Origin of the sequence: Shewanella sp. SM101 (assembly GCF_025654465.1) — a bacterium.
GTDB lineage: Bacteria > Pseudomonadota > Gammaproteobacteria > Enterobacterales > Shewanellaceae > Shewanella > Shewanella oncorhynchi.
Map to the genome: position 1 here is coordinate 23,546 of NZ_JAKKRH010000004.1, position 13,006 is coordinate 36,551.

At 41.4% G+C, this 13,006-nt stretch carries 9 protein-coding genes and 1 pseudogene; 2 read left to right on the forward strand and 8 right to left on the reverse strand.

Going from position 1 to position 13,006, the window contains the following annotated elements; all coding sequences use genetic code 11:
• Positions 1–58: 58 nt before the first annotated feature.
• From L5M38_RS03170 to L5M38_RS03185, 4 genes and pseudogenes are all read right to left on the reverse strand, one after another.
• Positions 59–1,691: pseudogene (locus L5M38_RS03170) on the reverse strand (phosphoethanolamine transferase).
• 268 nt (positions 1,692–1,959) lie between these two features.
• A complete protein-coding gene (locus L5M38_RS03175; protein WP_263178330.1) occupies positions 1,960–4,053 on the reverse strand; it encodes a prolyl oligopeptidase family serine peptidase in 2,094 nt (697 codons plus the stop codon).
• A 211-nt stretch (positions 4,054–4,264) separates the two neighbouring features.
• The gene (locus L5M38_RS03180) at positions 4,265–4,759 is read right to left on the reverse strand and encodes a MarR family winged helix-turn-helix transcriptional regulator (RefSeq protein ID WP_263178331.1); all 495 of its coding nucleotides are present in this window, start codon (positions 4,757–4,759) and stop codon (positions 4,265–4,267) included.
• Positions 4,760–5,983 (reverse strand): cation diffusion facilitator family transporter, encoded by a 1,224-nt coding sequence (locus L5M38_RS03185; RefSeq protein ID WP_263178333.1) that lies wholly within the window; start codon positions 5,981–5,983, stop codon positions 4,760–4,762. It lies immediately after the preceding gene.
• A gap of 640 nt (positions 5,984–6,623) precedes the next feature.
• On the opposite strand from L5M38_RS03185, the gene eco reads away from it, so the two are divergent.
• On the forward strand, positions 6,624–7,175 hold the full coding sequence (eco, locus tag L5M38_RS03190) for a serine protease inhibitor ecotin (RefSeq protein ID WP_263178334.1): 552 nt from the start codon (positions 6,624–6,626) through the stop codon (positions 7,173–7,175).
• A gap of 86 nt (positions 7,176–7,261) precedes the next feature.
• On the opposite strand, the gene L5M38_RS03195 is transcribed toward eco, so the two are convergent.
• The 4 genes from L5M38_RS03195 to L5M38_RS03210 all read right to left on the reverse strand — a co-directional run bounded on the left by L5M38_RS03195 (position 7,262) and on the right by L5M38_RS03210 (position 10,901).
• The gene (locus L5M38_RS03195) at positions 7,262–7,537 is read right to left on the reverse strand and encodes a hypothetical protein (RefSeq protein ID WP_028759892.1); all 276 of its coding nucleotides are present in this window, start codon (positions 7,535–7,537) and stop codon (positions 7,262–7,264) included.
• Complete coding sequence (locus tag L5M38_RS03200; RefSeq protein WP_263178335.1) at positions 7,530–9,518, reverse strand: ATP-dependent DNA helicase RecQ; 1,989 nt, start codon at positions 9,516–9,518, stop codon at positions 7,530–7,532. Before L5M38_RS03200 ends, L5M38_RS03195 begins: the two co-directional genes overlap by 8 nt.
• 348 nt (positions 9,519–9,866) lie before the next feature.
• Positions 9,867–10,205 (reverse strand): hypothetical protein, encoded by a 339-nt coding sequence (locus tag L5M38_RS03205; RefSeq protein ID WP_105252539.1) that lies wholly within the window; start codon positions 10,203–10,205, stop codon positions 9,867–9,869.
• A gap of 168 nt (positions 10,206–10,373) precedes the next feature.
• Positions 10,374–10,901, reverse strand: coding sequence for a hypothetical protein (locus L5M38_RS03210; protein WP_219252409.1), 528 nt, complete (start codon positions 10,899–10,901; stop codon positions 10,374–10,376).
• 589 nt (positions 10,902–11,490) lie between these two features.
• Here L5M38_RS03210 and L5M38_RS03215 point away from each other — a divergent pair.
• Positions 11,491–12,606: a tyrosine-type recombinase/integrase gene (locus L5M38_RS03215; protein WP_263178336.1), complete on the forward strand. Its 1,116-nt coding sequence runs from the start codon at positions 11,491–11,493 to the stop codon at positions 12,604–12,606.
• The last annotated feature ends 400 nt before the right edge of the window (positions 12,607–13,006 follow it).

The window sequence follows — 13,006 nt, forward strand, 5'->3', positions numbered from 1 at the left end:
TCATCACGGTACCGAACCAACTAGAACGAGCTAAACCTCGCGACAATTAAGTCCACAATTAACCGCGGCAGCGAGCAAAGATATCTAATTCAGGCTGATATACCTCAGTTTTGATATTCATTAGTCCCAATAGACTATCGAATAAATTGTCATGGGAGAAACCACCTTTCGCCGCATGCTCAGCCAAACAATCCATATCCAATTGATTATCTTTACTAAAATCTTTTGACACCCAAGCAAGCATAGGAATGCTCGTCTGCTCAATCGGTGCGATACTGTAAGGCGCGCCATGTAAATACATGCCTTTTTCGCCTAAAGACTCGCCATGATCGCTCAGATACAACATGGCTGGATCAAATTTATCTTGTTGGTTTTCTAACTTTTTAACCACTTCGCTAATAATATAGTCAGTGTACAAAATACTATTGTCATAGGTATTCATCAGCTCATCTTCACTGCAGTTTTGTATATCACTGCGCTGACAATCCGGTGTGAACTTACGGTGTTCTGCTGGATAACGTAAGAAATAAGTCGGGCCATGGCTACCAATGACATGCAATACAATCACAGTATCTTTGCGTTTTGCGTTCTGCGTTGGCTAAGGCTTCATCTAATTTGTTCAGTAACACTTGGTCGAAACAATATTGGCCAGTGCACAACTGAGGATCACTGTTCAAATCAATGGTTATGTTTTCAACTTGGTCACACACCCCTTTACAGCCAGAATCATTGTCAAACCACTGCACTTTAATACCACCATGATCCAACACATCAACGGCGGTGTCTTGAGCATAGGCACGGCGTGAATCGTAATCTTCCCGTCCCATGCGAGAAAACATGCAAGGCAAAGATACCGCCGTTGCTGTGCCACATGAATGGGTATCTTTAAAGACTATTAATCCTTGGTCTTGGGTATGGGCGTTGGTTGGCTTGTCGTAGCCATAATACTGATAACTCATTGAACGCGCGGTTTCCCCCACGACTAGGACTAATAAATTCGGTTTACCATTTGAGTTGGCACTGACATTTTTTGCATCGAGGCCAAGTTGCTGATATTCCATTGGCGTTTGCAAGTACTGCACATTGATGTACTTAGACACAGCACCGATAAAATACGTCGGCACGATATAACGTTTGAGCTCGTCGTTGTTACGGCCAAAGGCCGCGTAATCTTGAAAATAGAAGAAAGCAATAATGCCCAGTCCTGCCAACATCGCTAGCATAAAAAGCACTTTATGCAGTAGTTCTTTTAGGAAAGGTTTGTACTGAATATCCGCTTTAAAGATAAGGTACGCGGGTAAAATCCCAGTCAGTAACATATTCATTATTGAAGCGAAATTCACATACATGAACGCTTCGGCATGATTGGTTTGAAAAGTGTTTTCTATCATGCCGTAATCGAAGACGACATTGTATTGGTAGGCAGCGAAGAACACACTCGATGATAACAAGGTGAGTAAGATGAAAAACGGTTTAACGAGATACTTCACCGTAAATAAGGAAAATACAAAACTGAGTGCAAAGGTTAAAAACAACGGCACTGTAGCGATGAAGATAGGATCGACATCAGGTTGTTTTTCAATGCCTTTCTTAATGATGCCAAACAATGGGATATTGAAAATACAGACGTAAAATAACGCTGTGATAAAAGTGAATCGATTCACCGATAGAGTCTTAAATCTTGCTAACACTGATAGCTCTCACTCAAATTAGTTGTTTGTCGAGAATAACTTAGTATTCTTAAGGTAGTCTTAGCCTTTGACAGTGAAATTTTTTCGCAATAGTAGCAAGCTCTCGGCAATGGCTCAAATTATCTGTGGGTATTGTTAACATTAAATAATAAACTTAAAAAAACGGCCGAACCTCAATAAGTTCGACCGTTTTCTGCTCCCCAACCTATTAGGGTCTTGCTCGGTTTTACCAGTGAAGAGTTAACAATTCATGCTAACCCAGCGGTAATTATCTTAATTGCTGTAATAAGTAGGCAAACGCCATTGAATTAAGTTCCGCGGCTTGATTATTATCTGCAGCGCCGGCGTGGCCACCTTCAATATTTTCGTAGTATAAGACATCGATTCCCATGTCTTTCATCTTAGCAACCATCTTACGGGCGTGACCTGGGTGAACCCTATCATCACGGGTCGATGTGGTGAAAAAGACCTTTGGATAATGCACGTCTTTATGCAGATTATGGTATGGAGAGTACGTTTTAATGTAAGCCCATTCCTCAGGAATATCCGGATTACCGTATTCGCCCATCCAGCTGGCACCGGCGAGTAACTTATTGAATCTAAACATGTCAAGTAAAGGCACTTGGCACACGACAGCGTTGTACAGATCCGGCCTGCGGGTAAATGCCGCCCCCATTAACAGGCCACCGTTACTGCCACCTTGGATGCCTAAATGTTTACTTGACGTGATTTTACGGGCAATCAAATCCTCCGCTATTGCCTCGAAATCCTCATAGGCTTTATGTCGATTTTGCTTTAACGCCGCTTGATGCCAAGCTGGGCCATATTCGCCACCGCCACGAATGTTAGATAACACATAGACGCCGCCCTGCTCTAACCAGTTCTTACCAATGGTGGCCGAATAGGATGGACGCAGTGAGACTTCAAACCCACCATAGCCATAAAGTAGCGTAGGATTAGTGCCATCTAACTTAAGATCCTTAGCCATCACCACAAAGTACGGTACTTTAGTGCCATCTTTAGACGTCGCAAAGTATTGCTCAGTTTTAAACTTATCCGCAGCAAACTGTTGCGGCATACCTTTAATTTTCTTCGGATTTAAGGTTTTTGTATTAACCGTATAGAGGCTTGAAGGCTCAAGAAAACTGGTGTAATTCACGAAAAAATCATCACTGTCTTGCTCAACGTCCATTACCGTCAGGGCGCCATTCGCTTCGAATGGGACTTGGGTGCTTTGCCAAGCGCCCTTTTCGTCTTGCTCATACCGCACTAATTTGCTTTTCACGTTATCGAGCCAATTCACGAAAATCGCACTCTTACTAAAACTGAGCTGCGCTATCGATGCGGTCTGAGTCGGGCTCACAAATAAACTGAATTTGGCTTTTTGGGCGATAAGATCCGCCACATCGGCATACACGACCGCGCCTTGCTTAAAGTTACCGTCTTTGTTGGTTAAATCGCTCTTTAACTCAATAAATAACTTACCTTTAAAATAACCTTTAATCTCAGCATCTTGAGGTAATGGCAACCCTATGAGTTTGCCATCTTGATAGACATATTGGCTGGCGGTATAAAAAGTATGTGCCTCAGTGACTAAACTCAGCGGCGTTTTATCATCGAATAAAACCCAGCCTGATACTGCGACTGAGGTTTTGTCACCAGTGAAAATCGGTTTCGCTTGCTCGAGTGCTGTACCACGTTGCCAGAGTTTCACTTCCCGTGGATAACCTGAGTCAGTCATACTTTGACCATCACCAAAATCAGTGCCAACAAAGGCGTGGTCTTTATCTATCCAGCTCAGACTTGATTTGGCTTCTTTCAAAAAGAATGGCTTATCTTTGGTGGCAACAAAGGATTTAGTGTTTAAATTAAATTCTCGCACTTCCACCGCATCGGCACCGCCGCGGGAAAGTGAGACAAAACAGCGCTCATTTTCGGGATACTGACAGCTAATATCCTTAAATACCCAATTGACGGATTCAGCTTTACCTAGGGCATCGATATCAAGCACGGTTTCCCATTTGGGATCGGGTTTAGCATATTCTTCCATGGTAGTGCGGCGGTAAATACCGCGCACATGGGTGTCATCCTTCCAAAAGTTGTATAACTTGTCGCCAATGTGGGTCGCGTAGGGAATGCGTTCTTTATCGTTCAGGATGGCGAGACTGTTCGCCACTAAGGTATCAAAACCTTTAAACGCTTTAATTTCGGCGGCAGATGCAGCATTTTGGGTTTTCACCCATTCCATAGGCTTAGCGCCTTCAACATCTTCTAACCAAATGTATTTATCTTCTTCTGCGTGAAGTTGACCGCTCATACCGAGCACTCCTGCAATGCACAAAGGCAGTAATTTATTATTCATTCTATTCCTTTTAAACAAAGTCCATCTTGAGATCTGCCCTTACATTACCTTAATTAATATCCAGTTCAACTATTAATCCAACAAGAATGTAACAAAAGGTAAGATACTGTAATAGCTGATGATTAATCTAGAATGAATCGCGTTTTTAAAGATGTCATGCTATAAAAAAGCGTCCACGAGGGACGCTTTTTAGTGGATGAAATAGGGTAAATTAAAACTCGTTATTCATGCGAGACAACAAATTGAGCAGCACGATACGTTCTTCACTGCTCATTTTAGCGGTGAGATCTGTGGTGAGTTGTAGATGTAATGCATCATGTTCAAGGAACAAAGTTTGGCCCTTTTCGGTTAACTCCACCAGAATCGAACGACGATCGGTTTCATGGGGACGACGTACAACCCACTCAGCTTCTACCATTTTGTCGATTTGAACCGTTAGTGTGCCCGTTGTGACACCAATTTTATCCGCCAGTTCTTTCATCCTCATAGCGCCGTGCACGCCAAGTAACTCAATGGTGTGCACCTGCGATAGGCTAAAACCTTTGTCACGTACAATGGCGTGTTCCCAAGACGACAGCTTTTCGTAAAATTCAATAATCACATGATTTAATGCATGATCTGTTGAATGTGCGGCCGTTGAATGAGCAGTCGTTGAATGAGCAGTCGTTGAATTCAGGTTTGATGAATGATGATGTTCAACAGTCATTTAGGCTTCCTTAGCCATACACTCGCGCTGACGACAAGTATGGAGTTCAATAGTGATATGAGCCAATTCAGGAAATTGTGACAGTAACTGATTAAAATAACTGACATCTTTCGGTGAATGGGACACGATAGACACCATAATAGCATGGTGATCGGCACTCACTCGCCAAAGATGTAAATCGGCCACTTGATGATCCGGTACGGCCTCAAGAGTTTCCACGACCTTACGCTGCAATGACGCTTTAACACCACCGTCAAGTAAGATAGGGCTCGTTTGCTGAATGAGTCCCCATGACCAACGGCTAATAATCACAGCACCCACGATACCCATAACCGGATCGAGCCAAGTCAGTCCCATGTATTTACCAAACAACAAGGCCGCAATGGCGAGCACTGACGTTAACGCATCGGCTAATACGTGAAAATAGGCGGCGCGTAGGTTGTGATCATGACCACCGTGTGCCTTCTGACTCTCATGCTCAGCAGCATGGTGCTCCTGTTTATGATGGCAATGGCTATGATTTTGATGACTTTCAACGTGTGCATGTGAGTCATCATGTGTATGTGAATCCACACCATGTGAATGAGCCGTATGGACGTGAACGTCATGGGAGTGTGCTTCGCAGCTGTGATGAGTATGCTCGTCTTCATGATCATCTTGATGTCCATGATCGTGACCATGAGCGTGCCCGTTATGATGCCCATGGTCGTGGGTATGGTGATCTTTGAGTAAAAATACACTCAGCACATTCACGCTCAAACCTATGACAGCCACAAATATAGCTTCGTTAAAATGGATTTGCTCAGGATTAATCAGTCGCATTCCCGATTCAATCAACATCACCAGTGCCACAAGTCCTAGCGCTATTGCGCTGGTATAACCGCCAAGCACACTCACCTTACCTGTGCCAAAGGCAAAAGCAGGATCGTTAGCATGTTTACGGGCATAGGAATAGGCGAATAACGTGATCATAAAGGCCGCGGCATGGGTTCCCATGTGCCAACCGTCGGCGAGCAGTGCCATAGAACCGTAAATGGTTCCGGCAGCAATTTCAGCCACCATAGTGATCACGGTTAAATACAGTACATAGCGAGTGTTCTTCTCGCCATCGCGGTTCTGACTGGAAAACTCATGGGCGTGCTGCCACTGGGCGAGTGAGTGCCCTTGGCGGCTTCCCGTAGTAGCTTGATGCCCTGTCGCTTGCTCGGCTGTCATTGATTTCATTGTATGGCCCCTGCTCCATTTCTATCGCTATTAATGGTGAAAAACTCGTCGCTTGAATTATAGTTTGAAAATCAAAATATATGAAGATCAAATTAACTATTTATCAAGATATACTGTTTTCAAACTTTTAAACGTGTATTTGATCCCCATAATGCATCTGCTCTCCAGCCATCAGTCGAGACACTGATATGTGAATTAAGATCGGCAGCTAGACTAGGCAAAGAATATCAGGCAAGGTTTAATGGATTAGCGCTTGATTTATGAGTAAAAACAGCTCACATAGCTGAGTTAGATTGGCTTTATTACAGCCTTATGCAGTTATAGACAGACACAGCGGTGGCTTTTCAGTGCAAGTTGAAATCCAAGTTTTAAGGTTTTTATCTAGGCTGTTTCGTATATTTTTCGCATGATATGAGTCATAAAACAGCCATAGCAAAGAATTGAAATAGCTGCGAACTTAACAAAATAAGTCGTTGGAAAGTGTAATTAACCCTTATTATTCAGATTGATAAAAATTATTTGGGTAAAAAATCGATTTTTTATTGAATAATTTAACCCTTTTGTACCTCTGCTGCGTTTATAGGGAGCAGAACACAGACAAATTTATCGACATCAATTCAGTTCGATTAGGAGAAATAAAATGAAATTGAAGACCTTATTTAGCGTTAGCGCTGTTCCCCTTGCATTTGCACTATTGTCATTCAATGCCGCGGCGGTGAGCCCACCACACCCAACAGGATTAGATGCGCCTATGATCAGTATTCAACGTTTCGATCCAAAGGATTACAGCGCACAGGAAGCCACTAAGATGTTCCCTGCTCCGGCAGCAGGTATGGTGCAGCACATTTTAAGCTTACCTAAATTAGAAAACGAAGATGACTACATGGTCGAAATCCAAATTGGTCAGACTCAAATGGTTGATTGCAATAAGCATGGATTAAACGGGGAATTGAAGGAACTGACAGTTCAAGGTTGGGGTTATAACTACTATCAAGTCGATGAAATCGCTGAAGGCCCGAGCACTATGATGGCCTGTTTCGAACTAGCGAAGAAAGAAGCTTTTGTACGTATTCCGGGTGAACTAAAAATGCGCTACGACAGTCGCTTGCCTAAGGTGTTTTATCTACCAGAAGGCGCTGAACTGCGTTTCAGAACTTGGAAAGTAGATTCAACCTATCAATATTCCAAGTAAATAGCCGAATTTAACTCTTGCGTCATCAATCAAATGCGCTTCGAGTCTTTGCTGATTGATAAAAGCAAAGACTCGAAACGCATTAACTAGAATCGTTTGATTCTAACAACTTGCATAATTTCTATTTCAAAACCTGCCACAGTTTCTGTCTCTGGGTAATAGATGACATTGATCTTTTGCCCTTGCAGATTACGATACTTTTTAACCCGTCTAAATTTAAACGGCACGTCACAATCTTCAATCATAACAGTATGCTGTATCCACTCCGCCTTTTCCCTTTGCATATGCGAAACCACAGTCACACCTTCAGAGTGAACCAAATGTTCATGGGTGGCTAACATCTTTTTTACGGCCTTATTCATGTTCAACTCTTTTATCATCTAGTTGCGACAACAGTGACTCAACTTTCTGTTTAATTTCAGCATATCTCAATTTTTCACAGCGCCCGAAGCCACTTAACTTACGCACTTGGAACCGACTCACCAAAGGCACCGACATACCAGCGAGGCAACGACAATAGGTATCAAGTGACAAAGTATCAATGCCCTTAGCCGTTAAATGATGTTTCAACTCTCGCAAATCAGCCAATATCTGTAGTTCTGTCGGCCACGTCGGTTCCGTCGAATAACTCAACTTAGCAATACTGCCGCGGCAAACACTGCAATGACCGCATGTAACCGGTGTTTCATTATCATCAAAATATCGGGATAAATTGTGGCTTAAACACGTCTCAAGTTCAAAAAAGCGGACTAACTGCGCGATTCGCGCAATTTCTTTCTGCTCTTTATCAATAAAATAATGGTACAGCTCATCGATGAGTTCGGGACGCGCTAATGCGGCAACATCCACCCGATACACATCAGTAATTCGTTTGGTTTCTAATTCAATCAACTGATGTTCAGCTAAATATTCCAGCGCGGCTAACACGCGGCGGCGCTCATGACCCGTCGCACTGTACAAGGCATCAAAATCTAACGCGCCCCATATTTTCTTCATCTGCGTATGATTAAAAATCTGCGTCAAAAACGCCTGCCGCTCGGGATTAAATCGGCTCAGAATGGTCTGTTTGTCGACCAAAAACTTGTAATTAACGTCAGCGTAGTAAGCGAATAACGGCTTAACCACACCTAAAATTTCTAGCTGCACAAGTAACGTTTTTAACGGTAACTGGCGAATATTACTCGCCGTCGACACGCCATTGAGCTGACATTCCCACTGACCGGAATCTTGTTCAAGTCGAATAGCCTCAATGACTTGTGTTATACCTTCTCGCTCCGGCGTATCGCCATACACAAAATTCTCAACGGTATTGAGCCCGTCAAGATTGGCCAAGGTGACACAATGGGATAACGCACCATCACGCCCTTCTCTGCCGATTTCTTGGCTGTAGTTTTCAATGGATTTAGGCAAATCGTAGTGGATCACAAAACGAATATTGCTCTTATCGATTCCCATGCCAAAAGCGATGGTTGCCACTACCACTTGCAGCTTATCCTGCATAAAATCATTTTGAATTTGTTGACGTTTTTCATCTTCAAATCCAGCATGATAGGCACTGGCGACTATACCTTGTTGGCTCAAAAGTCGTGCGACCGTTTCGGCGGTTTGCTGCAAAGTTACATACACAATGCCGGCACCTAAGAAAGATGCAATCTGCTGAACCAGTAAGGCATTCTTCTCTTGCGTTGATACAGGCAGAACAGTCAAATCTAAATTGGGTCGATAAAATCCCGTTTGCACTATGTGTTCAGGCGCAATATCAAAGCGCTTGGCCATATCCAGTTTCACTTTACGTGTTGCTGTGGCCGTCAATAACAGTACCAATGGGATCTCAAGCTCACGCCGATAGTCGGGCAATTTAAGATAATCGGGCCGAAAATTATGGCCCCACTCTGAAATACAATGCGCCTCATCGACGACCAGCATGGACAGCGGAACCGATTGAATAAATTGCCGAAAACGTTCATTTTTGAAACGTTCCACCGACACCATCAAGATTTTCAGCTTGCCAGAGCGCGCATCTGCCATCACTTGCTGACTCTGCTCGGCGCTTAAGGTTGAATCTATGCTGGCCGCATGAATTCCCTTAGATTGTAAAAACTCCAGCTGATCTTTCATCAAGGCGAGTAAAGGCGAAATCACTAAACTCAAATGGGGTAACTGCAATGCTGTAAATTGATAACAAAGGGATTTACCGGAACCTGTCGGAAAAATCGCTAAACTCGACTTCCCTGCTAACAGTTGTGTTATCGTTTGCGCTTGACCAGGACGGTATTCAGAAAAACCGAAATCCTGCTGCAACAAACTAACGTATGGATTGGTTTCCGGAATGGGATTGAACATCAACCGTCCTTTACACTTATCCTTACCACCCACAAAATTCGGGCATACCGCAAGAAAAAGATTCAGCATTAAGTGAGTCGACTAGTCTAGCAAATTTTGACGTACTTTACGGAGTTAATTAGCAACAACTGAGTTTTCAAGCCAACTTAACTGCTCATCAGGAGCGTAATTATAGGTTCGAATTTGGTTACAAAACAATGATTAATATAGGATTAATTTACTTTTTTAGTCAGAAATTAAATATGAAAATAAAACCGATTTGTAAAAATACAAATCCGATATCTCCTATGAAAAAACAAGAAGTCAGATGAATCTCAGCAAAAAATACATCTCCGATAAATAGAGCATTTAAGGTTTTCTAGCAAGATATAGGTTGATCAGCGACGTCAGTTTGTCCTGAAATCTTTCTTCAAAACCATCAATGTCACGCCCTATAGAAACTAAATATTTAGTTGCCTGCTCACGCGAAAGCAACTTATTTGCAAGACTATATTGCATCTCTTCTAAGGTTTTATCATATCTTGGGATCAACACCCAAGTGCCGACATCGACGTCAAAATGTTGCATCGCTTTCTGGGCTAAAGCACAAAAAGCCTCAATATGATCTACGCCATCAGGTCCGAGACAGCCAGGTTCAATTCGGCATAAAACCGCAATTTTCCTATCGTTTGCAATACTTAAACTCATCTCTAATGCCTCGCGTTATCTAGTCGTAAACATAAGATCTTAACAGTAATTTTACGTGTCTGCACAGATAAGTCACGGCTAACTTACCCTTATTAGATAATCCATTTTAGGCAATAGAACAACTTTAAAATCATATTCTTCAAAACATAGATCCGCGGTTATTTTGTTCTATTCATCAACAATGTCGTCTACAACATCCTCATCAGTATGTTGTAAAACATTAAGCGAAATATTTTCATTATGCTCTGACAATAGGGTATCAATGGCTTGGTCAAAACTGTCTAACTTTTGAGTTTCCATATAACGTTTTAACCTCAAAATAATATCCCTACTCAGCTCAATATGAGACTTTTTTTGCCGTTTTTTTATTTGAGATAATTCTTTACGAACCATACGCCAGCCAAAATCAGTAAAATACTGATTAAGCATTTTGTTTACATTAGTAAGCTCGTTGTCGATCCGCTGTGCCTTTTTGCGTAATCGGACCAATTCATTTAGTTGTGTCACCAACTTAGTATAGAAAACCGTTTGTAACTCAGCGTCACAAAACCAATCCGGTTTAGATGCCACAGCTTCAGGATTGATAAGGCGATAAATTAAGGGTAAGGCAAAAATTAATTCTGCTTCCTCAAGCAATAATAATTTTCTCCCTGCTGTTGGTTTGTCTTGTTGATATATCCAGGCTTGCGGTTCCATAAATACGTTTCTTTAGCTAAGCATGCGTCTAATGCAGATGAAATAAATCTGTCCTTATGCTAGTACAAATCGATAAGTATTAATATATGGTTCAACCATTTTTTGTGTGTGATATCGATTCCTTGTGCTTCCTTTTACTTTAGGAAGAATAACTCAACTCGTATCAGGTCAAATACCTAGTAAGCTGTTGTACTTATTAGCTTAAATTTCATCCAATAGACAAGCCTAGTTTAGTGGCATTCCATTCAACAAAGTCAAAAAAATGGTTAAACCATTCTTTAAAGTTGTGATTCTTTGGCTAACCAAGTACGAAACCACCGCATATAGAAAGTACAAATTTCATACTATTTTTGCTTTTAATTCTATATCCGCATACTTAATCGCCATTGTTCAAACGGCTTTATCTTGGCTATTTTTTAAACTAAAAAAACCAACTAAATGCTATTTAATGCGCCCTATTCCGATAACAGAAGTTTATTTGAACAAATAAGCACTCTACCAGTGATAATGACGATTATCACTGGTAGATGTAGACGTGATTTGCGTATAATTACGCCTTCTTAATTCGATATCAGGTGACTTCAACGGCATGTCTAAAATGATCCGGACAAATAATAACGCTCAAAATAACACCAATGTATCGAATGAAAGAGTGACTGGATCAGAACATCACAATAATAACCATGCTGAACAGCCACGTTTTTTTGAAGAGACTTTCCTGCCACAATCTGTTCGAAGTGATTATTTAAGTGCTGCCGAAGAAACTGAATATGAAATTTCAGCCAACACCCGCCGTGTTTATAATACGAGCTTTAGTCTATTTAGCCGTTATTGTGCCGAACACCAACTGCAGGCCCTTCCCGCAGATCCCCGTAGCGTGATTTCATTTATTGGTCATCAGAAAGAATTGATCCAAGAGAGTACTGGAGTACAACTTTCTAAACAGACATTAACGACTCGACTCGCGGCGATACGCTACCACCATATTCAAGCGGGATTCCACTCACCTACCGAGCACCCACTGGTGATCAGAGTGATGCGCGGTTTAAGCAGAAATCAATCTCGCCATGTGAGTGATTATGATCAACAACCGATTATGTATGATGAAGTGGAAATGCTCATTCAAGCTATCGATGAACAAGTGCAGCCATTAACCCGAGCAAGAGACAAAGCCATTATTCAGTTAGGATTACAAGGTGGGTTTCGCCGTTCTGAACTTGCAGATATAAAAGTTCAATATGTCAGTTTTTTACGCAATAAGCTAAAAGTGCGCCTACCTTATTCGAAGAGTAATCAGCAAGGTCAACGGGAATGGAAAGACCTGCCGGATCATGAACCTTTTGCAGCACTTAACGCGGTAAAAAATTGGTTATCACTCGCCAATATAGAGGATGGACATTTATTTAGATCGCTTTCCCGTGATGGGAAATATTTACGCCCTTATCAAATAGTAGAACATCACTCTGAAGCTAATTCAAGTTTACATAAAAATAGTGGTTTTCTCACGGGAGACGATATTTATCGCATCATTAAAAAATATTGCACAAAAGCGGGCCTACCTGCAAAGTTTTATGGTGCCCACAGTTTGCGTAGTGGTTGTGTCACTCAACTCCATGAAAATGATAAAGATCATTTATACATTATGGCCAGAACTGGCCATACAGATCCTCGATCACTCCGCCATTATTTAAAACCAAGAGACTAAAACCCAAAAGACTAAACTAGATCATGACTCGGTAAGAATCAGTTAGTCTTTTACCTAAAATAAAATAGCAATTTTAATGTTAAATATAAATCTGTCATGTTTATGAATAAAGATGATATTCAGTAATTTATATTTAAATTATTTCCAAGTTTTATATTTAAAAATAATTAAAGCAATAACTTCACATTATATATTTTTATCTGTGACACAAGATTTGACATCATAGCAGAATAAAAATCCTAATCGAGGTACTTTGACCTCAGCAGCTTAGACCATAGCAAACTGCTGGTTAACATTTTTATAGCATATCGGGTTTATTGCTCACTGCAGTATTATTGTAATATAAAATCATCTTTATTGTCATATTGATACTTTAGCCTTAGTCACGAAATTTAATCCA

Bases quoted from the DNA above. Each gene is read 5' to 3' on its own strand.
- L5M38_RS03175 (WP_263178330.1), bottom strand. From the start codon at position 4,053: ATGAATAATAAATTACTGCCTTTGTGCATTGCAGGAGTGCTCGGTATG.
- L5M38_RS03180 (WP_263178331.1), bottom strand. From the start codon at position 4,759: ATGACTGTTGAACATCATCATTCATCAAACCTGAATTCAACGACTGCT.
- L5M38_RS03185 (WP_263178333.1), bottom strand. From the start codon at position 5,983: ATGAAATCAATGACAGCCGAGCAAGCGACAGGGCATCAAGCTACTACG.
- eco (WP_263178334.1), top strand. From the start codon at position 6,624: ATGAAATTGAAGACCTTATTTAGCGTTAGCGCTGTTCCCCTTGCATTT.
- L5M38_RS03195 (WP_028759892.1), bottom strand. From the start codon at position 7,537: ATGAATAAGGCCGTAAAAAAGATGTTAGCCACCCATGAACATTTGGTT.
- L5M38_RS03200 (WP_263178335.1), bottom strand. From the start codon at position 9,518: ATGTTCAATCCCATTCCGGAAACCAATCCATACGTTAGTTTGTTGCAG.
- L5M38_RS03205 (WP_105252539.1), bottom strand. From the start codon at position 10,205: ATGAGTTTAAGTATTGCAAACGATAGGAAAATTGCGGTTTTATGCCGA.
- L5M38_RS03210 (WP_219252409.1), bottom strand. From the start codon at position 10,901: ATGGAACCGCAAGCCTGGATATATCAACAAGACAAACCAACAGCAGGG.
- L5M38_RS03215 (WP_263178336.1), top strand. From the start codon at position 11,491: ATGTCTAAAATGATCCGGACAAATAATAACGCTCAAAATAACACCAAT.